Here is a 21,136-nt window from a genome sequence, read left to right on the forward strand (position 1 = left end):
GCCGCTAACGGTAAACCGCGTGACCGGTATTGTCTCGCGCGGCGGCTCCATCATGGCGAAGTGGTGCCTGCACCATCATCGCGAGAGTTTTCTCTACGAACATTTCGAGGACATCTGCGATATCTGCCGAGCCTATGACGTTTCCTTCTCACTGGGCGACGGCCTTCGTCCCGGCTCCATCGCCGACGCCAATGACGCGGCGCAGTTCGCGGAGCTCGAAACGCTAGGGGAACTGACCAAGATCGCCTGGGCCAGGGACTGCCAGGTGATGATCGAGGGACCGGGCCATGTTCCCATGCACAAGATCAAGGAGAACATGGACAGGCAGCTCGAAATCTGCGGCGAGGCGCCGTTCTACACGCTGGGGCCGCTGACGACCGACATCGCACCCGGCTACGACCACATCACCTCGGCCATAGGTGCTGCCATGATCGGCTGGTTTGGTACGGCGATGCTCTGCTACGTCACCCCGAAGGAACACCTCGGCCTTCCTGATCGCGACGACGTCAAGACCGGCGTCATCACCTACAAGATCGCTGCCCACGCCGCCGATCTCGCCAAGGGTCATCCGGCCGCAAAGACCAGGGATGACGCGCTCTCTCGGGCGCGCTTCGAGTTCCGCTGGGAGGACCAATTCAACCTCTCGCTCGACCCCGAGACCGCGCGCTCCATGCACGACGAGACGCTGCCAAAGGAGGCGCACAAGGTCGCTCATTTCTGCTCCATGTGCGGCCCGAAATTCTGTTCGATGCGCATCTCGCACGACATCCGCGACGCTGCCCGCCAAGAGGGGGCGCAGAAGGAGGGCATGGCGGCGATGGCGGCGAAATATCGCCAGGGCGGCGATCTTTACGTGCCCGCGGAGGTGGCCTCGGAAATCGCCGGGGAGTAGCGGCATGCGCGTCGCCGTCATTGGCGCTGGCGTCGCGGGCCTCGCCTGCGCCACGGAGTTCGCCGAACGGGGCGCCGCCGTCGAGGTGTTCGAGCGCGCCACCCTCGGTGCGCGCGCCGCATCACGCCTTGCCGGCGCCATGCTGGCGCCCTGGTGCGAACTGGAAAGCGCCGAACCCGAGGTTGCCCGCCTCGGTGCCGGCGCCGCCGACTGGTGGGCAGCGCGCGTGCCCGGCGTCGAGCGGCAAGGGAGCCTCGTCCTTGCTCCGCCGCGCGACCAGGCCGAGCTTCATCGCTTCGCCCGCCGAACCGCGCATTTCGAGTGGGTCGATGCCGACGGCATCGCCGGGCTGGAGCCTGATCTTGCCGGCCGGTTTCGGGCGGGGTTGCTGTTTACTGCAGAGGCGCATCTTTGCCCGCGCGGCGCCATGAAGGCGCTGGTCCGGCGGCTTGAGGGCATGGGCGTGAAATTCCACTTCAGCCGAAACGGTCGCGATCCGCCAAGCGGCTTCGACGTCACCATCGACTGCCGCGGCTTCGCCGCCCGCGATTTGCTGCCCGAACTCCGCGGCGTGCGCGGCGAGATGCTACTGCTGCGCTCTGGCGAGATCACCCTCTCGCGGCCGATCCGCCTGCTCCACCCGCGCATCCCGGTCTATGTCGTGCCGCGCGGCGACGGCCTTTACATGGTGGGTGCGACCATGGTCGAGACGGAGGCCGAAGGCCCGGTGACGGCCCGTTCGGCAATGGAGCTGTTGAACGCCGCCTACAGCCTGCACCCCGCCTTTGGCGAGGCCGAGATCGTGGAAACGGCCGCCGGGGTGCGTCCGGCTTTTCCCGACAATCTGCCGCGTGTTCAAAGGCAAGGCGCCACGGTCACCGTCAACGGGCTTTACCGCCACGGTTTCCTGCTGGCGCCTGCCATGGCGCGCCAGGCGGCCGACCTGATCTTCAACCGCACGCAGTCATTGGAGAGGGGAAATGAAGCTGACCATCAACGGCAAAGCGTGTGAGGTGACAGCCACGACGCTGTCGCAGCTCCTGGCCGACCTCGAATTTGAAGGCGACTGGCTTGCCACCGCGCTGAACAGCGAAGTCGTGCCGGCCAGAGAGCGTGACCGCTGCCGGCTCACCGAGGGTGACCGCATCGAAATCCTCACACCGATGAAGGGGGGCTGATCTTATGCTCGAACTCTACGGACAAAAACTATCGTCACGCCTTCTGCTTGGTACAGCGCTCTATCCCTCCCCAGCTGTCATGGCCGAGGCGGTGAAGGCCTCGGGGGCTGAGATCGTCACCGTCTCGCTCCGCCGCGAAACCGCCGGTGGCAAAAGCGGCGGCCAATTCTGGACGCTGGTCCAGACGTTGGGCGTTCGCGTCCTGCCCAACACGGCCGGCTGCCATTCGGTCAAGGAGGCGGTGACGACGGCGCACATGGCGCGCGAGGTGTTCGGCACCAACTGGATCAAGCTCGAGGTGATCGGCAACCACGACACGCTGCAGCCTGATATATTCGGGCTGGTCGACGCCGCGAAGATCCTCACTTCGGAGGGGTTCGACGTCTTTCCCTATACGACCGACGACCTTGTCGTTGCCGAACGCCTGCTTGAGATCGGCTGCAGGGTGTTGATGCCCTGGTGCGCCCCGATCGGTTCGGCGCGCGGGCCGCAAAATCTTGATGCGCTGCGCAGCCTGCGCGGACATTTCCCAAATATTCCGCTGATCGTCGATGCCGGCATCGGCCGGCCGTCGCATGCCGCGATCGTCATGGAGCTCGGCTACGACGCGGTGCTCCTCAACACGGGCGTCGCCAAGGCGGGCGACCCCGTTGCCATGGCCGCGGCCTTCTGCAAGGCGGTGGAGGCGGGTCGCGGGGCATATCGCGCCGGCCTGCTCGAGCCGCGCGACATGGCGGTCCCCTCGACCCCGGTCATCGGGATGGCGGCATTCTCATGAAACTCGATCCGTTCTACCTGATTGTTGACTCCGCTGCCTGGATCGAGCGTCTTGTGCCGCTTGGCGTGAAGCTGGTGCAACTGCGCATCAAGGACAAGGACGAAGCCTCGCTGCGCCAGGAGATTCGGGCTTCAAAGACGGTATGTGAAAGCCATGGCTGTCAGCTTGTCGTCAACGATTATTGGAGGCTCGCCATCGACGAGGGCTGCGACTTCATCCATCTCGGCCAGGAGGATCTAGCCGCCGCCGATGTGAAGGCGATCCGTAGGGCGGGCTTGAGGCTGGGTTTAAGTACCCACGACGACGCCGAGCTCGAAACCGCGCTTGCCGCCGAGCCGGACTATATCGCGCTCGGTCCCATCTACCCGACCACCCTGAAAGCGATGAAATGGGCTCCGCAGGGATTGGACCGCATAGCCGTCTGGAAGCAGCGGGTCGGCAACCTTCCGCTTGTCGCCATTGGCGGGCTTACCGTCGAACGCCTGGCCGGCGTCTTCGCGCAGGGCGCCCAAAGTGCCGCGGTGGTGACCGACATTATCCGCAATGCTCGTCCCGAAGTTCGTGTCCTGAAATGGCTGGCGGCGACCGCCCCGTGGCGATGACACCGCATGTGCTCATCGTCGCCGGCTCGGATTCAAGTGGCGGCGCGGGAATAGTCCGCGACATCGAGACGGTTGCCGCCTTCGGGCTGCGCAGTTGCCTCGCCGTCACGGTCGTGACTGTCCAGACGCATGCCGCCGTCGAGTGCGTCGAGCAGATGCCGCCGGAGCTTATCGCCGCGCAGATGCGTGCGGCCTTTGCCGCCAACCCTGTCGCAGCCGTCAAGATCGGGATGCTGGGCACGGCAGCGGCGGTTCGTGCGGTCGGCGCTGTTTTGGCGAGCAACCGCCAAGTGCCTGTGGTGCTCGACCCGGTGCTGGCCTCGACCTCGGGCCGAGCATTGCTGGAGGACAATGCCATCGATGCGTTGCGCCGCGATCTGATGCCGGCCTGCCGGCTCGTGACGCCCAACCTGATCGAGCTGGCAAGGTTGAACGGATCGGCACCGGCATCGGACGAAAAAGGCGCCCGTCTTCAGGGCGAGGAACTGTCTAGCGCCATACGGACCGCTGTGCTCGTCAAGGGCGGACATGCGCAGGGCAACGAGGCAGTCGATATTCTGTTGCAGCCGGACCGCCTCCCTCTTCACCTTGTGGCGCCCCGCCTGCCGCGCGAAATGCGCGGAACAGGCTGCATGCTATCCAGCGCCATTGCCGCCTCTCTTGCGCTCGGGGTGTCACTGGAAGAAAGCGTGCGCAGCGCCAAGCAACATGTTTTCGATGCGCTTGCGAGATCGGGGTGACAGAGGAAAGACGAGGCCATCGGCTTCGTCTGCGACCGTCCCCTTCCGGTCGAGAAATACTCAGCTTGGGTCTAGCCCGTGTTTGTCGAGGCCCTATGGCAAGCCGGGCAGCAGGGATAAACATCCACCCCTAACCAACAGACGCATTTGCCGCGTTGAGGAGGAATCCGGTATTGCCCCTGCGCCTGCCACTGATCCGCCACCTGAAATCCCCCGACATGTTCCGCACCATCGACCGCATGCTGGCGCTTGGCGCGCCTGCGAGCGACCGGACATTCGAGGTCTTCAACCCGTCGACCGGCGAATTGCTGGCGGAGCTTCCGACATGGGCGTCGCTGAGCCGCGTGCCGCGATCGATAGAGCCTATCTCGCGCAGCCTGGATGGGCGGCGCTAACCGCACGAGAGCGCAGCGACATTCTCTGGCGCGGCACCAGTTGATCGTCGACCACGCCGACGACCTCGCAGCGATCCTCACGGCGGAAATGGGCAAGCCGCTTGCCGAAGCCCGGTCCGAGGTGTCGCATGCGGCCGCATACCTGCAGTGGTACGCCGAAGAGGCCAACCGCATTTATGGCGAGACGATTCTCCCGCCCTCGACCGATCGGCGCCTGCTGGTGATCAAGCAGCCGATCGGCGTCGTTGGCACGATCACACCATGGAATTTCCCGGCCTCAATGGTGGGCGCAAGATCTCGCCGGCCCTGGCGGCCGGCTGCGCAATCGTGCTCAAGCCTGCCGAACAGACGCCGCTCGTGGCGGGGGCGATGTTCGCCCTCGCCCACCACGCTGGCTTTCCCGAAGGCGTCGTCAACCTGATCTATGCCTCCGAGGGCGATGCGGTGGGTCGCGAACTCTGTGCAAGTTCCAAAGTCCGCAAGATCAGCTTCACCGGCTCGACCGAGGTCGGCCGGCTGCTGATGCGCCAGTGCTCGGACCAGATCAAGAAGGTCAGCCTCGAGCTCGGCGGCAATGCGCCTTTCATCGTCTTCGACGATGCCGACATCGATGCGGCCGTCGACGGGGCGATCCAGGCGAAGTTCCGCAATGCCGGCCAGACCTGCGTCTCCGCTAACCGCCTTTACGTCCAGTCGAGTGTTCATGATGAGTTCGTCGAGAAATTCGTGGAGAAAGTCCGCGACCTTTCGGTAGGCGACGGGTTCGAACCAGGAGCGGCTATCGGACCGCTGATCGACAGGCATGCTTTGGCCAAGATCGAATCCCATATTGCCGACGCCGTTGCGAAGGGTGGAACTGTGCGATGCGGAGGAAATCGCATCGGCGAGAAGGGCACGTTCTTCCAGCCCACGGTTCTCACCGGCATCTCCCGCGAGATGACAGTGGCGCATGAGGAGACATTCGGGCCGCTGGCTCCAATCATTCGTTTCGAAGACGCAGATCAGGTCGTCCATGAGGCGAACGACACGATCTATGGCCTCGCTGCCTACTTCTATGCCTCCAACCTGAAGCGCGTCTGGCGTGTGGCCGAGGCCCTGGAATATGGCATGGTCGGCATCAACACCGGACGCATGTCTTCGGAGGCAGCGCCGTTTGGCGGGATTAAGCAGTCCGGAATAGGGCGTGAAGGCTCCCGGCACGGGCTCGAGGACTACCTCGAGATGAAATACCTCTGCATGGGCGGCATCTGAAGCATCAGCATGCCAAAGGTTGAGTGCTCCTATTCAAGTGCTTCGCTCCTGACCAAACGGCCTCGCAGCAATGCAGGAATCTCATCTACAGCGACTGGCTTCCCGATTAGATAGCCTTGAGCTTCATCGCACCTGACCCGACGCAGATAATCGAGCTGTTCGGGGGTTTCTACCCCTTCGGCTGTTACGTCGATTCGAAGCTCATGCGCCAAATCAATTAATGATCTGACAATTGCGGCGCAGTCGGCATCGGTCAGCATGTCCTGGACAAAGGAGCGGTCGATCTTGAGCCGCGAAAGAGGCAATTTACGAAGATAAGTGAGTGATGAATAGCCGGTGCCAAAATCGTCAAGAGCCACTGTGACGGATAGAAAACTCAACGACTGTAACAATGCGATCGCATCTTCAAAATTCGCAATCAGCACGGACTCCGTGATTTCGACCTCGAGCCGACTTGGCTCCAGGCCGGCCTCCGACAAGGTCGTTCGTATCCCATCAAGTAGTGCCTTGTTCTTGAGCTGCACCACCGACAAGTTGACGGCGACCCGCAAGTCGTACGGCCATTGCGCCGCGCTCTGGCAAGCCGTTCTGACGGCCCACTGTCCGATGTCGTGAATCAATCCGGTGTCTTCAGCGATAGGTATGAATTCCGACGGCGGGACGGCGCCCAACGTCGGATGGTGCCACCGCAGAAGCGCTTCAAAACCTCGGATGTGATCGCTCCCGAGGTCGAGAAACGGTTGGAATGCGAGCGAGAGTTGGTCGTTGGCGAGCGCAGATGCCAGATCGCGTTCAAGCGCATGGCGCCTCGCGGCAGCCTCGTTGTCATTTGCGCTGAAAAACTGGATAGGGCCCGCTCCCAGTGTGGTGGCCCTGTGTAGTGCTGTGTCGACGCAGCGTAGGAGTTGATTGGCATCCGAGCCGTCAGAGGGCGCGAAAGCGACGCCGATCGAGACCTTGCAATATAATTCTCGTCCTTCGATCAGGAACGGCGCGCGCATGGCATCTGTGATCTGTTTAGCAAGGGATCTGATTTGATCCGGCCTGCAGTCGCGGGGCGCGATTATTGCAAATTCCGCCCCCTCGAGCCTCGCAATGCTGTCGCTCTCCCGTGTCGATTTTCGAAGTCTGGCAGCCGTTTCGACGAGAAGGGCATCCGCCATCGCGCGGCCAAAATGATCGTTAACATCTCTGAAGTTGTTGAGAGTGAACAAGAGCAGCACAACCTTCTGATCGAATTGCGCCGCGTTTACGATCGCGTTCTCAAGCCGCTCATTGAAGCTGAACCGGTTTGGTAGTCTCGTCAGAACGTCTCGCCGAACGGCACGTTCGCTTTCCGCTTGCGAAATCAGTCGCTGGGTAAATTCGAACCCGTGGGCAAGCACTGCACGCAACAGCGTGGTGGCGTAGGTGATTATCAGGATTGCGACGGGCAGGTTGACGGCGGCTTCCACCCACGCAATCGCAACCGCCGAACCGATGAAGATTGGTAGCGTATAGGCGACGGCCGCAATGGGAATCGTGGAAAAGGAAGCGGCGCCGCCTGCGATCATCCCCGCGCTCAGGCAGGTGATCACAACTTGGACCGCGCTTGTTGCCCCGCTGAAGAACAGGACGGGAAGCGCTCCCCACCAGGTGCCGAACAAGAAGGCGTTCCGCACCAGGTTTTGTATCGTGCGGCGAGACACAGATCTTGGTTTGACCGCCTGAAACGATGATCTCGCTCGGAAGCCCACAACAGCAGCGGGTACGATGATGCCGCTCGCCCAGAGGATGGCTTTCGTTTGCTCGGGCGAGCCCCAAATCGCCATAACAAAGATGGCCGCATTGAGCATATTCGCAACCATCACAAGAGGCGTGTTGCGAAGCACGATACTGACCTGCTCCGCCCTGATTCGGCCGGCGAGCGGTTCGACCGTAGAGGGCCCGCCAAAAGCCCGCAGATCTCCTGCCAGAAGGTCACCCACTCCTGCGGCAGACAGACGCTGCATCACTCTTTCACTCCCCCACACCAGAGTAGTCGCTGCGTGTGGGTTCCCTAGCACCGAACAATTCGGAAAAAGTAAGCTTCAACACTTCAACCGCAGGTTTCTATAGTTCAGTGGGAGTCAAAGGGGTTGCCAAAATCTAAAGCATCGTTCGATTCCAAGAGTTCATCGAATGTGAGGTCGCTAGCCATAACTTCCGTCAGGACCGGCAGATCGACCAATCCGACGCATCGATCGCAATGACATGGCCCGGGTTGCGGCCATATCATGGTGCGTTGCCTGCGCGGTATCGCTGAACGTGACGTTTGCGGCGACGCCAGAATTGGTTCTTGGGTGACGTTTCGGCGAGGACGATATGGCGCGCCGCTCGGATCAGCGATCCGGCAGACTTCCGAAGCTTTATTGGAGTCCCAGCTTCCTCTTCAGTTCCGCGTTCTCCTTGCGAAGGCGTTCCGCGAGCAGGCGCTTCAGACGCCTGTTTTCGTTCTCAAGCGCGAGCAGATCCGTCAGTTCGTCACTGGCTACTGAGGGCGCCGCGGCCTTCTTCCAGTGATAGTAGGTCTGTTCCGATATGCCGGCCTGCTTTACGCCGCTCTTGAGCGTGGCGCCGCCGCTGATCGAACTCGCGATCTGATCAAGCTTTTGGGCGCGCTCCTTTTCGGAATACACCTTCCGGCCAGTCCGCACGGCTGCTGCTGGTGCTTCCCCCGTGGACGATCCCGCATCGGGGCCATTCTTCCGAGTCCGCGCTCTCGGTTCGGCCTTTGCCTTCCGCGATCGCTGGGTTTTCCTCTTCGCATCAGGCGTCACAACTGTGACTGCAGGTTCCGTTGCGGTTTCTTCTGATTCAGCTGCCATGAGATGCTCCGCTCGGGGTTCGTGCGCGTGTGCAGCATCCAAGGCTACGACATTGGAGTCAACAAGATGCCGATTTGGCAGCTCCATCTCCTTGAGTTCCCTCGTTGTCTCGGCCATAGCTGCTGACAAATCGACGTCGCCCCAAATCGAACGACTGCTTCTCTGAGAGCTGCGCTTCTGTTTGATCTCGACAGTGAACGGTCGGGTCTGCCGCCTCATGTTTGCTTCCTTCTTGGACGCGAATTGCTCGGAAAGTTGCTACTGAAGAGGATCGAACGTGCTGACGTTTCCCTCGTTTGCGCCGTGCTCTATCGGATGAGAGTGCCTCTTAGCAAGCGACGCTACTCGCGTTGCAGCGGCACCAAGCTTCTCCTTAAGGGTGCATGTGAAGGCATGGCAGCTCACGCCAACGAAGCACCGAAATCCACCGCCACGGCCCGGTGTTGGAATGAAAGCGTGTGCGGTAATGGCATGGACTGCCGCGAAGGCGCGGGCCCTGTCGTGCATTGCGAGAGCCCTCAGATTGTTCCAGTCTGCCTCTTATGCGACTTTCGAAGCACCAAGCGTGAACATCGAGCCCGAAAGCACTGTCTTTGCTCTCTGCCCCAGAAGTCATTCGCGTCGAAGGACCCGATCAGTATTGCGGCACTGTCGGGCCATGTGTGGAAGCTTGGCTTTCGGCTCAGCAGCAAGAAGCCGCCATTCGTCTGACGACCCTATCGGAGTCATCACCCATTTGCGATTCCCGAAACCAGACTTTCGATGCCAGAACATGAGAGGCCACATCGCGGAAGAAGTCGACTAATGGGCTAAGCGCGGCGGGTACCGTTGACCCTACGATTATTCTGATTTAGAACAAATAGAGAACGTCATTGATAGGACTTGATGCGCCAATTGGGTGGAGAGCCAATGATGGTTTGTGCTTGATCATTGTAGCGTGGTTTTTCCAGCAACAAGGTTCTGCCAATTGACGAATCGTAGCACCGAGCCGATACCGGAGCGAAGATGGGGGGCGACGGACATTGGCTGACCTAGATTGGGAAAAGTTACTCAATGCGCAACGGCGCAAGGATAAGGCCAAGGGCAAGGCCGCCGAGCGCTCCGCCAAAACCGCCGAACACCGGACCGAGCTGGAGCGCGATCATGACCGCATTCTGTTCTCGACACCTGTTCGACGCATGCAGGACAAAACGCAGGTTTTTCCACTGGACCCCCATGACAGCGTGCGGACGCGCCTGACCCATAGCCATGAAGTAGCTAACATGGCACGCAGCTTTGGTACCGCGCTGGTCCACGTCTATCCCGACAAGTTGAATTTGCCCGAAGCCGTAAATGCCGGGCGTAACGTCCCTGCCCTGCTAGAAGCGATCGGGCTGGCCCACGACCTGGGCAATCCGCCCTTTGGTCACCAAGGTGAGGATGCGATCCAATCTTGGGTGAAGTCCAAGGGACCAGAGATCTTTGAAGGGTTGGATGGTGCCGCATTGCGCGAAGATTTCCTTCGGTTCGAAGGAAACGCTCAAGCATTCAGGCTGCTAACCCGGCTGCAGATCGTCAACGATGACTTCGGACTCAACATGAGCTACGCGTTCCTCGCAGCTCTAATGAAATACCCCAGTCCGTCAGATAAGGTGAACAAGTCGGTGCTGGCTCGCAAGAAGTTCAACTTCTTCCAGTCAGAAGCCAACATCGCCAGGGAAGTCTGGGCTGAAACCGGGCTTGCCGAAGGTATTCGGCACCCGCTTACCTTCGTTATGGAAGCCTGTGACGACATCGCCTACTCCGTCGTCGATGTTGAAGATGCCGCGAAGAAGGGGCTCGTCAATTTCGACCGTCTCGTCGGCTACCTGATGCACAAGGCAGAGGAGGACGAGGCCGTTCTCAAGGTAGCCGAAAAGGCCAAGGAGCAGCACCAAGAATTCCGTGAGAAATCCCTGTCGGCGGCAGAGCTTGACGACATCACAATGCAGATGTTTCGGGTCAACGCGATTGGTGTGATGATCGTCGCAGCGACAGATGCGTTCGTGACAAACCTGGACGCAATTATGGCCGGCACGTTCGACAAGGAACTGATGGCAGTGTCCAAAGCGGCACGCCTATGGCGTTTGCTCAAGGAATTCGCCGGCAAGCACATCTACCCGCACCGCCAGGTGCTTGAGGTTGAACTGACGGGCCATCAGACGATTCACGGGCTCATGGACATCTTCTGGGCAGCCATCACCAACCGGAAAGATCCGCTGGATATCGCCTCGAAGCGAACATCGCCCCTTCACAGCTATGTCTATTCCCGAATTTCGGAGAATTATCGCCGCGTCGCTGAGGCTTCGGACAACCGCATGCCTATCCGCTATCGTGAACTGCAGCTGATGACGGACATGGTGTCGGGCATGACGGACGGCTTCGCGATCTCGCTGCTGAAAGATCTGCGGGCACGGGGCGCGGCATGACCACATCCCAGTATATGCTGGACCACGGTCTCAGCTCGGACATTGCCGACTTCATCCGAGGGCCGCAAGGGCACGATATCGGCGATCTGATCGACCGTCTGAGTCCGGTCGGGGATTGTGCGATCTTCGGCGGCCTGCCACGCGATTTCGCCCGCGACGGCCGCAATTCCTTCAGGTCGGATGTCGATGTCGTGGTTGACGCCGTCCCTGGAGCATTGGAGGCGCTGCTCGGGCAATTGGGCGGTGAGCGTAACCGGTTCGGCGGGTATCGCTTGAAGTATGGCCGCTTCGACTTTGACGTCTGGGCCTTGCAGACGACATGGGCGGCCAGCAATGACTACGTCGCGGTCCACTCGCTGACTGACCTAGTCAAAACCACGTTCTTCGATTGTGATGCAGTCCTGTTCCACTGCCGCACGCTGGAGATCACCCGGTCCGAGCGGTTCTGGGCGAGCATCGAGCATGGCATCGTCGATATCAATCTCGAGGCCAACCCCCACTACATCGGCACGCTTGCGCGCACCTTGCGCATCCTGTTCGATTGGCGGCAGCAACTCACGCCTCGGCTTGCCAACTACCTGGCAGAGGGTATTGCGCGTAGCCGCAACGAGATCCTGGACTATGCCACGCATAATGGCGCCGGTCTTAGCCTAGCGTCTGGAGCGGACCTCGATGCCGCGATTTCGGCGCTCTACGAGCACGGTGTCGGAAAGACCCTCCTCGAGTGCAAGTCGGTATCGACCGCGCGTCTACCGACCCGGGCGTTGGCGAGCCACCCCGAGGGTCCGGTTCGCAGGCGAGGACGGCCGGCTTTCGTGATTCCAGATACTAACCCTTGAAGTTGGTCTTGAAAGAAGTCGAACCACAACCCTGCAGTCACAGCCTCGGCTTCGGGCCGAAGAGCTTGAAGATTCGGCGTTTTCTCCGCGATCGTCGAGGACGATCTCTTGCTTCGCGATGCCCAACTGTCTGTCTGAGGCCGCAAAGAGAGCAAACGGAAGCTGGGAAGCGATCAGGCCGGTGCTCGGCGCAGTGCCGCTGGCAAGCTCCGGCACTCGACAATCTGGTCACCAAGAAGGTCTGCAATCCAACCATGGTGTCGCTCCGGGATTGCCATCCGTGCATCCTTCAGGCCGCTTATCACGGCCTTTGCGAGACGTTCGTTTCCGAGCGCTAAAAGGACGCGATCAAGTCGCAAAAGGTCCACCGTGGCGAGCAGCTGGAGAGTTGGAAAGCGATGAGTGGCGATGCGAATTGCTTTGCGTTCATCAATGATTGCCAATCCCTGAGACGATACGGCGAGGGCCAATGTCGCCGCCTCACCGTCATCCAGAGTCGTCTCCGCGGTGCCACTGACCAGGCTTTCAAATATCGCCCCGCTCTTTTCGTCAAACTCAGCAAACTGCAGCACTTCATCCTGTACCAGCCGTTGAGCGAGGTCGGCGTCATTGCGCCCGCTAATCCGATCATGGATGAGCTCATCTCTCACGACCGTACTTGCACTCAGCTTGACATTCAGTGATCGAATGATCTCATGCGCAGCGCCAGTGGCATTGAGATTAATTATGACGCTGGCGTCAGCAACTAGGTTCGGTGGAAGATCACCGGAGAATTGAGGTCGCCGCATTGGCCCCACTTTCCTCGGCATCAATATCACTTAGCAAAACGCGCACCTGGATCCGGTCGATATGAAGGAGCCGTGCAATTTGCCCCTCACTAAGGAGCCCCCGCTTTGCCGCCTCATAAGCCATCAGGCCCGTCTTCAGCGACACTGGTCTGGTCGCGTCGTCTTTCAGGCTATCACTCCTCGAAACGTCACCTAACACTTGCTGTGCTTGCTCATCCGTAATGTTTCCGTTCTGAACGAACCAATCCCAAGTTCCTCTTTTCGTAAGTTGGAGCTCTTCAAGGCGCCGGACAAGCGCTTCGCGCGAAACATGGAAATAGTGGGCAATAACGATCACGTGCCGGCGAGTGAGGCTCGTAGCACCCGCCGTAACTTCAACAAATTTCTGCCGAACAGCCTGCGCCGGCATCAAGAAGCTCCTTGCGAAGGCATTGGCATATTTTTCCTCGCGCGAACTCTCCAGTTCGTCGATCTCATAGACCTCTGCGTCTCCGCGCGTAGCTACTAAATGACCAAGCTCATGCGCGGCCGTTTGAGTGCGCCGATCGATTGGATGGTTCGCATTTAAAAGTATGCAGGCACCCACCTTTTCATCATAGGCGAACAAGCCGGAGATTTTCGCCGCTAGGCGTCGAGCGTAAACACGGACACCCATCTGCAGCTCGAGCAGAGTGACTATATCTGCGATCGGCGCAAGCCCAAGACCGAGCCAATGGCGAAGTTCCAAAGCGTGTTGTTCTGCCTGTTGGCGAACGTCGCCAACAAGGATGCGTCTTTCAGGCGGCAGGTTGCGCGCATATTCGACACCGAGCAGAGCCTCAAGCTCAACCTCAGCCCTTACGAGTTGCGTCAAAAGGTCGGCGGCTTTCGCAACCGATGGCTCTTCGTTTTCGGTCAGCTTCCTAAATCTTGGCGTTAGCTCGACGTGGACCGCTTCCTTGCGGAGCAACGCGTTGGTGTTCGTGTCTAGGAACCCTGCCAGCCTCTGCAACTCCCCAATCTTTGCGCGCCGCGTACCCTTTTCCATCGCAACTAGGGTAGTGCGTGCCACACCGATTGCCTCTGCAGCCTCCGCCTGGGTTTTGCCCGCACTTTCACGCGCGATGCGAATTCTCTCGCCTACTTCCACTAGTGAGAGCTGATTATTGGCCTCACTCATCGCTGTCAGGCCAACCACCGAGCGACGAACGATTTGGGTCCGAGATCTTTCATAAATGCCTTCCATTCAAGTTCATGCCGTTCAAGCAGGCCCAAGAGCTGGCCTTCCGCGTCCGCATGCGACATGTCCAGTACTTCGGACAATTGCCACGCGTGACGGCTCATGCGTTTCCGATGGGCGGGTGAAGAGCCCAAATCAGCCAAATGATCAAGGTGCAGTGCGCCGGCGATGGCATACTGCTCCATCGCCCCCGTTATTTTGTTGAAATCCTTGGCAGCTCCCCGAGCAAACTTGGGGACTGACAAGTCCTCCCAGATGTAATTCTCTTTTGGCTCGTCAACACCGGCCGCATGAAAGCTGAGCCTGCGAAGCATACAGGCAGCGCAGATGCCGCAGTGGCGCCACTTGTGATCTACGGAGGAATTACGGTTTTGCTGCCAGCACGATCGCGTCTCGATCCACTCCTTCGGCTCGATGGGAAGAGCCGCGAACTCGCGAAGCGTCTCGCCCTTCGTTTTCCACAAGTGCGGAAGCCGATAGGCGACATGGTAGTCAAAAAGCGCAGCGAACAAACGCTCCATCTTAGTGAGAAAGCGTGGGTGGTTTCTGTAGTCCTCGTAGCCATGACTGGTTTGTACCAGCGAAGGCCCGAGCGCGCCCTGACCGCTTTCCGGCATGACGATGTCATGAGTTCCGAGCAGATAGGCTGCGATCGCGCTCAAAAGAGTGAATTTGAAGCCGCGGCTCCGAGCGGAGGACTCGTTGAAGCCGTCCGGTCCAGGTTTGACCCTGAAGGGAATGTTCAGGAATGGAAGCTTTCGAGCGTCGCGACGGGGGCGATCATCTTTTTTCGAGCCCACCCTGATACGGATCAACCGATCCGGGCGCCCTCCTGCCGAAAGCAAAGCGCTCACCGCCCGAGAATCCAAACCATCGCTGAACGGCGTCACTATGCGCGTGGCATCACCAAATTCCAGACGGCTCTGCTGACCGACATCTTCCTCGGGCGCCCGCCGGCGCTGGTAGAAAGAGAGGCTCCACTCATCGCCAGTTAGAAATTTCAAAACGGAAACGAGCGCCGCGATGACCTCGGGTTCTTGCCAGCGAGCCAAATCATGGACAGGGACAGCTAAATCGAACTTCCGCATCCAGCCCCATGCCGAGCGCTTGCACGTCTTGTCGCAATATTCAACTGCAGCGCTCAGGACCAAGGTGTCGAAGATACGAGTGTCCCAATTCTTCGTACGGTAGTCGTCCAAATCCTTCATGTTGAAAATGATGAATTTGCCAATTTCGACCGGTTGCCAACTTTCCTTGGCTTTCCCGCCGGCCTCAATAACTGCAACCTTGAGTGCGGGGCATTCCCCTTGAAGAACCTTCATAGGGAAACCCCATCGTCAAGACCGTTGCGCGCCGCGGGAGTTCTCGTGATGGCGACCGTGCTGTCACCGAAAAGCGAACGAGCGATACGGGCGAACGAGCCGTTCTCGTTCATTCTAGCGCTGACTTCGCCCATGCGATTGCGGATAGTGCGGCTTGCGCCTGGCCCGCGCTCGACGAGGTAGTGCTCCTCAGTAGTTCGCGCGTTCGCATGCAGACGCTCGCTCAAGGCCGTGACAATCCCGTCCTGGACCGCATCACGTCCTTGCAAGCCTTGCTGGACGGCCATTTGGGTGCACTCGATCGCGTTTGCGGCCAGTGGATGCACCGCCGGATCAGCGCGCAGCTCCTGCAGCTGCCGCTGCAATTCATCCGGCTGCCTGCTGAAAAGATCGCCACCGTCAACAATGTCAATCAGCTGCCTGATCACACCGCGCACTTCCATATTGGCGTCCTGAACTAGCGCGGATTCGGTCGCTTCGCAGACCTCGGAGATAGAAAATGCCGGCTTGTACGCCCATTCAGCGACACGCCGATATTTCGGACGCAGTGGCAGGCTTTTATGCGGACCGTCACTCACTGGAATCTCCTCAATGTCAGATATGTTGATATTTTTTTCTGACATTGTCAATGTGCGGCGACGTGTATTAATCAGCGATGACCGCTAGAGGTGGGTTTCTCACGACACCGCGCCACACATCACACGGGTAAGCCGGCAGTCTCTCTGGAAGCTCGCCATGACCGACCGGACGCCCGCAACGAAAAGCTTTCGGCCCTATACTGTGCCGCGGACGCAAGCAGACCGGCCTCACGCAGGGCGCGCTGGGCAGCAAAATCGATCTGCGCCTGCCGCGCCGCAAGGGCAGTGAAAGCGACATCGAGGACCTTTTCTGATGTCTCGGCGTGCGCACCTAAACAACATAGCGCTTCTCCCCATCCTCTCGCGAATGCAGAGCGGCTCTTGCGACAGCCAGAAGACAAGCCGCCTCCAAACGATCTGGACAATGCGGACGATCCGGACTATGTCTATGTCATAGAAATGGAGGCCGCCATGGTCGCAACAGTTCGAAAATCTGGAACAGGCGTGCACGTTAATGTGAGTAGCGCGGCCGTCGCCGACATTCTTGACGTGTTAGCACGGCACAATCCAGGAATCTCCCGATCAGCGCTAAAGGGCAAGAGCAAAATGGTAGCTGCGGTCACTGCGGCAGCCGTCCGGCTTTCGGAGGAGAACCAGCGTCAGATTCTGGTCCATGAAAAGGATCTTGCCCAGGCAATGGAAACAGTGGTCGCGGATCTCGCTGGTCGAGGCGACAGCAGCCTGATCAAGCTCGACATTGAAAGGCCTGTTGAGGTCAGCCACGGCGCGGGACTCGGCAACGTAGTAGATCTTGAGGAAGGTCGGCGAAGGGTCGCGGAATATGTAACAGCGGTTCGCCTCGAAGACTGGGCCGGGCCGGTTGCAGGGCCGAGCGATATTGAGAAGGCCTTTGGAACAAGAAGATCCACACTCCATGATTGGCAAAAACGGGGAGCCGTCATCGGCTTGCTGAAGGGTGAACGAAAGCATGTCTTTCCCTTGGCACAGTTTGTGGACGGCCGGCCGGTCGAGGGGATGTCTGAAGTCACCAGCATCATCCGTAATTCTCGCGCGGCCTGGCAATGGCTTATTCAGCCGAAGCCCAGCATCGGGGGCGCCCCCCTCGACCTTCTCAAGGCTGGACGGGTGAACGAGGTAGTTGCCGCCGCCGAACGTGACTTCAGCTGAACGTGAAGCTTGATCCCAAGACAGTCGCGGACCTCGCTCTCGAATTTCAGCCGCGTTCATACCTACGCGTGATGCGCGCCGCGCATATGGCGACGCCGCTGGGGACGGGTTTTGGACACACACGCTTCTCAAGTCCGGATAGGACGTTTCAACTCGTCTACATCGCCCGCGACCTTGCAACGGCAATTGCCGAGACCATCGTCCGGGACAGGTTCGAGGGCAGGATGAAGCGTGTCCTTGATCAAAGCGAGATCGAAGAGTGGGCCGTAGCGGAGATTACGGCGACTTCTCCGCTCACGGTACTCGATCTGCGGACCACGGGCCTCCTCAGGTTGGGAGTCAGCACTGACGCCGCTCGAGCCAAGAAGCACCGGCAGGGGCGACAACTCAGCGCGGCGATTCATGGCGCCTTCGCGATTGACGGCCTGCTTTACGCATCCCGTCTCACATCCGCCGAGTGTGTGGCCGTTTACGATAGAGCCATTGAGGGAAAGCTGGACGCGTCGCCAGCAATAAATCTCGTGCGGCACCCAGACCTGATAACAGCTCTGCAGTCTATTGGCGTCTCCCTTCGGGGAGGTGCCTGACGATGGCCGGGAACGTTACGTCGGTGAATTTCTCGGGACGTTTCAAGAAGCTGAACGGAACCGTCGCACTGACCGCAACGCATGCGGACATTATTTGGTCACTGCTGACGGTAGGGTATCCGAGCCGAAGGGCGGCCGTGCGCGTCGTGGGTAGGTGGAGGGAACGAATGCTGGTCGCGATGGCGACTGGCTATCTCGACAATGCGCTAAACACGACGCTTTACTTCCGCAATCTCGAGCAGTCGGAGAAGGTCGGTGTTTCCTTCCTGCTCGGCGAGGCATTCACCCACTGGTTACGCGCAGGACAGGATGAAGATTGAATATCTCGTCCATGTGGGTGGGCTGTCGAGTTGCTCGTGGACTTCACCGACTACTCCGCTTGCCCCGAAGACGGGCGCGTCCCCGCCAGCCGCAAAGAGCCGTCCCGATTTCATCGGCATACGTCGCACGAAGAGTCATGTCTTCGAAAGCATGGGCCGGATTCGGCGGCCGGCGGTAAGTGCTGTGAGCAAGGCGCTCGGGCAAGTGTCCGCCCTTCATTCGGTCAATGGCAAGGCGCCAAAGACCCGGTGTGCAAGTTTCTTCATGCTCAGGAGCGCTGGCACCGAGGGGCTCGTGTCCGACCCTCCCGGTGATGGAACCGGCAGCGGTGTCAACTTCGACGTGCTTGATCCGCTCGCCAAGGCATACTCCTTCTTTCTCGACGAACCTACGACGGATCTGCCGGCAGAAGTTGTTGACGGATACGTTGGTCGCGAAATTGAAGACGGTGTCTATTTCGGCCTCGACCAGAAAGTCTTCGCTGCCATACAGGAGCGGCCCGACAGTGAGCAAGAACGACGCCGTCGGACAACTGAGATATTCGAAATTATAGCCGGCAGCTCGCAATCTTACGAGGGTCGGAAAGAGCGGAACGTTTCGTCTGGTCCGGACGGAACCATACTCATCGACCGTCGATCACGCCCCCCAACAGACAGCGGATAATTGCAAAATAGCGATTGCAAGGCTGGGCTCGAGTCGTCCTAATTGCATGGAGAACAGTCAGCGATGCCATCTTAGCCTGTCGGAATTGGTTGTTACTCTCCTGGCCGGACAATTTGATGAACGCACTTTCTGGACAATTCGATCTGTTCGACCTTGATCCCGGCTATAGGGAAGCAGCGCGACGCGTTGCGGCTCGGCCTGCGCGGAAACAGCCTAATGTTGCGCCGGGAACTGAGGATGATCTGGTGCAGCTCCTAGAAGACACTGGGCGATTCAAGGTTTTGCGAAAGCTGGTGCCCCGTCCGATCATCGATCGCGCCAGCAGCAGATTTCCGAGGCTTGCCGTCCTGGTCGATGTCGAGACGACTGGTCTCAATCATGCCCGCGACGAGGTGATTGAAATCGGCGCTGTCGCCTTCACCTATGACGATGCAGGAATGATCGGCGATGTCGTCGGCGTATTCAGCGCGTTGCGGCAACCGTCAGGTCCGATACCGGCGGAGATCACCCGCCTCACCGGTATCACCGACGAGATGGTAGCTGGACATTCTGTGGATCTCGCCGCTCTCGGCGCCCTTATCGAGCCGGCCGATCTCGTCATTGCCCACAATGTCGGTTTCGACAGGCCGTTTTGCGAGCGCCTGTCGCCATCGTTCATCCCAAAACCGTGGGCATGCTCTGTGACTGAAATCCGCTGGGCGGATCACGGGTTTGAGGGCAACAAACTCGGTTATCTCGTCGGGCAATCAGGCCTGTTCCATGAATGGACACCGCGCGACCGATGATTGCCATGCCCTCCTCGAAATTCTTGCAAGACCGATCGCCAGCAGCGACGTACCCCATTCGCCGAGCTCTATGCTGCAAGCCAACGACTCCGCGTCCGCGTGTGGGCTGAGAACAGCCCCTTCGAGATGAAGGATCATCTGAAGGCGCGTGGATATCGATGGTCGGATGGCAGCGACGGTCGACCAAAGGCCTGGTGGGCCGAAATCGCTGAGGAGAATCTCGACGACGAACTTCGGTTTCTGCGCGGGGACATCTATCGCTGGCACGAAGCTGAGCCGCTCATGCAACGGCTTTCAGCAGCCGATCGCTTCAAAGCAGCTTAGATTGCAGGTGATGACCTGCCGATCGTTACAAATCATCTTTGCTTTAATTTTAATGGCGGGTCACTACTGCGGCATATTCTTGGTGCTCGCATATATGGGGGAAGAAGAGGGATGGCTGACGAGGATGTGGCGCTGCGGCGCCAATTCCAGATTGTCCGCAACGGCGATTCGACACCGGCCAACATAGATTGGTCCCAAGGAGTCGAGACCGTTCAAAAAGGCATCGCCGATGCCCTGAATGCTCGCAACGTGTCGTTCCTGTTGGGCGCTGGCTGTTCCTCGTTGCGTGTCGATGGAGAGGAGCGAGGCATCTCAACCATGCAGCCCCTCGCCGAGATATTTTGCAATACTACCGCTCAAGCGTTGGCAGCCGCACAGCAGGCTGCGGAAGACGAGGATCTATTGGGCGAAGGCAGCGCCGACGTGCCGCCTGTAGAGCCACCTGACTGGCTTCTAACCAAACAGGAAGTAGCCATTCTCCAAGAGGCGGGCGTAGAACTGGAAGATGAGTACGCGCGCAACCTTGAGCGCTTGATGGAGGTATTGCACAGTCTTCGTTTCGTCTCCCAACGCAGCGCGAAATCATCCCATTGGGCGCGAGCCAAAGAGCTTACGGTGGTAATCAACAAGGTCCAGGCATTCATCTGGGAACGGTGCACTGACGGTGCTTTCGCGAAAGGGGATACAGCTGTCCGTGACCTCTATGAGAAGTTTTACCGAAAATTAGTGTTGCGCGACCGAAGCCTACCCCGGCCATCGGTGTTCACCACGAATTATGATCTGTTCAATGAAACTGCGATGGACCGCCTCGGCATTCCCTATGCCAACGGTTTCTCCGGCATCATAGAGCGGCGTTTCAATCCCTCCACATTTCGCTACGCCTTGGCTGAGCAGCTCGATCTTTCAAACCGCAAATGGTCGGCGGTCGATGCGTTTGTCTACTTGTGTAAGTTGCACGGATCGATCAGCTGGACAGAAGACGATCACGGCCTGTTCCCAATCCGTGAGAAGTGGCCGGCCGACGGCAGTGCCAAGATGATGATCTTTCCCACGCCGGCAAAGCAGAACTCGAGTCTAGGGTCACCGTATGCCGACCTCTTTCGCGAATTCCAGTCGCGCATCGTCCGGGAGCAAAGCGTGCTTGTGACTTCGGGCTACGGGTTCGGGGATGAGCACCTGAAACATCATTTACCAGGCGCTGACAATTCCGACCTTCCGGTTGATTATCTTTGCGTCACCGGACGCACCCGGAGAGATTGCCAAACTGCGCGCCCTCGGTGATCCGCGAATCTGGATAATCGGGGGCGACGGTCCCGAGCCGGGTACAAGGGCACATTATTTCGACACGATGGTCGATCGTTTCATGCCTCAGCGACCAAGCGAGCGTATCGAC

Annotated in this window: 20 protein-coding genes and 2 pseudogenes; 16 read left to right on the plus strand and 6 right to left on the minus strand. The window is 59.3% G+C overall.

Annotated elements, in window-relative coordinates; genetic code table 11:
• From thiC to ACWTU8_RS29775, 8 genes and pseudogenes are all read left to right on the plus strand, one after another.
• A partial coding sequence (gene thiC, locus ACWTU8_RS29740; protein ID WP_455850948.1) for a phosphomethylpyrimidine synthase ThiC occupies window positions 1-892 on the plus strand: 892 nt, incomplete at its 5' end.
• 4 nt (window positions 893-896) lie between these two features.
• The gene (thiO, locus tag ACWTU8_RS29745) at window positions 897-1,904 is read left to right on the plus strand and encodes a glycine oxidase ThiO (RefSeq protein WP_455850949.1); all 1,008 of its coding nucleotides are present in this window, start codon (window positions 897-899) and stop codon (window positions 1,902-1,904) included.
• A complete protein-coding gene (thiS, locus tag ACWTU8_RS29750) occupies window positions 1,873-2,070 on the plus strand; it encodes a sulfur carrier protein ThiS (RefSeq protein WP_455850950.1) in 198 nt (65 codons plus the stop codon). The genes thiO and thiS overlap by 32 nt, the downstream gene beginning before the upstream one ends.
• 4 nt (window positions 2,071-2,074) lie before the next feature.
• Window positions 2,075-2,848 carry a thiazole synthase gene (locus ACWTU8_RS29755; RefSeq protein ID WP_455850951.1) on the plus strand — a complete coding sequence of 258 codons (774 nt, stop codon included), beginning with the start codon at window positions 2,075-2,077 and terminating at the stop codon, window positions 2,846-2,848.
• Entirely contained in the window at window positions 2,845-3,450 is a 606-nt protein-coding gene (locus ACWTU8_RS29760) for a thiamine phosphate synthase (protein ID WP_455850952.1), read from the plus strand. The genes ACWTU8_RS29755 and ACWTU8_RS29760 overlap by 4 nt, the downstream gene beginning before the upstream one ends.
• Window positions 3,447-4,190, plus strand: a complete 744-nt coding sequence (locus ACWTU8_RS29765) for a hydroxymethylpyrimidine/phosphomethylpyrimidine kinase (RefSeq protein WP_455850983.1) — start codon at window positions 3,447-3,449, stop codon at window positions 4,188-4,190. The genes ACWTU8_RS29760 and ACWTU8_RS29765 overlap by 4 nt, the downstream gene beginning before the upstream one ends.
• Before the next feature lie 173 nt (window positions 4,191-4,363).
• Window positions 4,364-4,585 carry a hypothetical protein gene (locus ACWTU8_RS29770; protein WP_455850953.1) on the plus strand — a complete coding sequence of 74 codons (222 nt, stop codon included), beginning with the start codon at window positions 4,364-4,366 and terminating at the stop codon, window positions 4,583-4,585.
• 88 nt (window positions 4,586-4,673) lie between these two features.
• A pseudogene (locus tag ACWTU8_RS29775) lies at window positions 4,674-5,836 on the plus strand (NAD-dependent succinate-semialdehyde dehydrogenase).
• 29 nt (window positions 5,837-5,865) lie between these two features.
• Here the strand turns inward: ACWTU8_RS29775 and ACWTU8_RS29780 are convergent.
• A complete protein-coding gene (locus ACWTU8_RS29780) occupies window positions 5,866-7,827 on the minus strand; it encodes a putative bifunctional diguanylate cyclase/phosphodiesterase (protein WP_455850984.1) in 1,962 nt (653 codons plus the stop codon).
• 396 nt (window positions 7,828-8,223) lie between these two features.
• Window positions 8,224-8,901 (minus strand): transposase, encoded by a 678-nt coding sequence (locus ACWTU8_RS29785; protein ID WP_455850954.1) that lies wholly within the window; start codon window positions 8,899-8,901, stop codon window positions 8,224-8,226.
• An 803-nt stretch (window positions 8,902-9,704) separates the two neighbouring features.
• Here ACWTU8_RS29785 and dgt point away from each other — a divergent pair.
• Window positions 9,705-11,129: a dGTP triphosphohydrolase gene (gene dgt, locus ACWTU8_RS29790; RefSeq protein WP_455850955.1), complete on the plus strand. Its 1,425-nt coding sequence runs from the start codon at window positions 9,705-9,707 to the stop codon at window positions 11,127-11,129.
• On the plus strand, window positions 11,126-11,968 hold the full coding sequence (locus ACWTU8_RS29795; RefSeq protein WP_455850956.1) for a hypothetical protein: 843 nt from the start codon (window positions 11,126-11,128) through the stop codon (window positions 11,966-11,968). The genes dgt and ACWTU8_RS29795 overlap by 4 nt, the downstream gene beginning before the upstream one ends.
• A gap of 173 nt (window positions 11,969-12,141) precedes the next feature.
• Here ACWTU8_RS29795 and ACWTU8_RS29800 read toward each other — a convergent pair whose 3' ends face one another.
• The 4 genes from ACWTU8_RS29800 to ACWTU8_RS29815 are packed head-to-tail and all read right to left on the minus strand — an operon-like array spanning window position 12,142 to window position 15,920.
• Window positions 12,142-12,756, minus strand: a complete 615-nt coding sequence (locus ACWTU8_RS29800) for a hypothetical protein (RefSeq protein WP_455850957.1) — start codon at window positions 12,754-12,756, stop codon at window positions 12,142-12,144.
• Window positions 12,731-13,981 carry a helix-turn-helix domain-containing protein gene (locus tag ACWTU8_RS29805; protein WP_455850958.1) on the minus strand — a complete coding sequence of 417 codons (1,251 nt, stop codon included), beginning with the start codon at window positions 13,979-13,981 and terminating at the stop codon, window positions 12,731-12,733. Before ACWTU8_RS29805 ends, ACWTU8_RS29800 begins: the two co-directional genes overlap by 26 nt.
• On the minus strand, window positions 13,921-15,297 hold the full coding sequence (locus ACWTU8_RS29810) for a 7-cyano-7-deazaguanine synthase (protein WP_455850959.1): 1,377 nt from the start codon (window positions 15,295-15,297) through the stop codon (window positions 13,921-13,923). The genes ACWTU8_RS29805 and ACWTU8_RS29810 overlap by 61 nt, the downstream gene beginning before the upstream one ends.
• Window positions 15,294-15,920 carry a hypothetical protein gene (locus ACWTU8_RS29815; RefSeq protein ID WP_455850960.1) on the minus strand — a complete coding sequence of 209 codons (627 nt, stop codon included), beginning with the start codon at window positions 15,918-15,920 and terminating at the stop codon, window positions 15,294-15,296. Before ACWTU8_RS29815 ends, ACWTU8_RS29810 begins: the two co-directional genes overlap by 4 nt.
• Window positions 15,921-16,256: 336 nt before the next feature.
• On the opposite strand from ACWTU8_RS29815, the gene ACWTU8_RS29820 reads away from it, so the two are divergent.
• From ACWTU8_RS29820 to ACWTU8_RS29845, 6 genes and pseudogenes are all read left to right on the plus strand, one after another.
• Window positions 16,257-17,063: an antitoxin Xre/MbcA/ParS-like domain-containing protein gene (locus ACWTU8_RS29820; RefSeq protein WP_455850961.1), complete on the plus strand. Its 807-nt coding sequence runs from the start codon at window positions 16,257-16,259 to the stop codon at window positions 17,061-17,063.
• A gap of 2 nt (window positions 17,064-17,065) precedes the next feature.
• Entirely contained in the window at window positions 17,066-17,650 is a 585-nt protein-coding gene (locus ACWTU8_RS29825) for an RES family NAD+ phosphorylase (RefSeq protein ID WP_455850962.1), read from the plus strand.
• A 2-nt stretch (window positions 17,651-17,652) separates the two neighbouring features.
• A complete protein-coding gene (locus tag ACWTU8_RS29830) occupies window positions 17,653-17,970 on the plus strand; it encodes a hypothetical protein (RefSeq protein ID WP_455850963.1) in 318 nt (105 codons plus the stop codon).
• Window positions 17,960-18,634, plus strand: coding sequence for a hypothetical protein (locus tag ACWTU8_RS29835; RefSeq protein ID WP_455850964.1), 675 nt, complete (start codon window positions 17,960-17,962; stop codon window positions 18,632-18,634). Before ACWTU8_RS29830 ends, ACWTU8_RS29835 begins: the two co-directional genes overlap by 11 nt.
• Window positions 18,635-18,750: 116 nt before the next feature.
• Window positions 18,751-19,743, plus strand: a pseudogene (locus tag ACWTU8_RS29840) (3'-5' exonuclease).
• Window positions 19,744-19,854: 111 nt separating this feature from the next.
• Entirely contained in the window at window positions 19,855-21,024 is a 1,170-nt protein-coding gene (locus ACWTU8_RS29845; RefSeq protein WP_455850965.1) for an SIR2 family protein, read from the plus strand.
• Window positions 21,025-21,136: the final 112 nt, after the last annotated feature.

The sequence above is a fragment of the Mesorhizobium sp. BHbdii genome, assembly GCF_053848045.1.

Coding starts and splice junctions, on each gene's coding strand:
- thiO (WP_455850949.1), top strand. CDS start 897: ATGCGCGTCGCCGTCATTGGCGCTGGCGTCGCGGGCCTCGCCTGCGCC.
- thiS (WP_455850950.1), top strand. CDS start 1,873: ATGAAGCTGACCATCAACGGCAAAGCGTGTGAGGTGACAGCCACGACG.
- ACWTU8_RS29755 (WP_455850951.1), top strand. CDS start 2,075: ATGCTCGAACTCTACGGACAAAAACTATCGTCACGCCTTCTGCTTGGT.
- ACWTU8_RS29760 (WP_455850952.1), top strand. CDS start 2,845: ATGAAACTCGATCCGTTCTACCTGATTGTTGACTCCGCTGCCTGGATC.
- ACWTU8_RS29765 (WP_455850983.1), top strand. CDS start 3,447: ATGACACCGCATGTGCTCATCGTCGCCGGCTCGGATTCAAGTGGCGGC.
- ACWTU8_RS29780 (WP_455850984.1), bottom strand. CDS start 7,827: ATGCAGCGTCTGTCTGCCGCAGGAGTGGGTGACCTTCTGGCAGGAGAT.
- ACWTU8_RS29785 (WP_455850954.1), bottom strand. CDS start 8,901: ATGAGGCGGCAGACCCGACCGTTCACTGTCGAGATCAAACAGAAGCGC.
- ACWTU8_RS29795 (WP_455850956.1), top strand. CDS start 11,126: ATGACCACATCCCAGTATATGCTGGACCACGGTCTCAGCTCGGACATT.
- ACWTU8_RS29800 (WP_455850957.1), bottom strand. CDS start 12,756: ATGCGGCGACCTCAATTCTCCGGTGATCTTCCACCGAACCTAGTTGCT.
- ACWTU8_RS29805 (WP_455850958.1), bottom strand. CDS start 13,981: ATGGAAGGCATTTATGAAAGATCTCGGACCCAAATCGTTCGTCGCTCG.
- ACWTU8_RS29810 (WP_455850959.1), bottom strand. CDS start 15,297: ATGAAGGTTCTTCAAGGGGAATGCCCCGCACTCAAGGTTGCAGTTATT.
- ACWTU8_RS29815 (WP_455850960.1), bottom strand. CDS start 15,920: ATGTCAGAAAAAAATATCAACATATCTGACATTGAGGAGATTCCAGTG.
- ACWTU8_RS29830 (WP_455850963.1), top strand. CDS start 17,653: ATGGCCGGGAACGTTACGTCGGTGAATTTCTCGGGACGTTTCAAGAAG.
- ACWTU8_RS29835 (WP_455850964.1), top strand. CDS start 17,960: ATGAAGATTGAATATCTCGTCCATGTGGGTGGGCTGTCGAGTTGCTCG.
- ACWTU8_RS29845 (WP_455850965.1), top strand. CDS start 19,855: ATGGCTGACGAGGATGTGGCGCTGCGGCGCCAATTCCAGATTGTCCGC.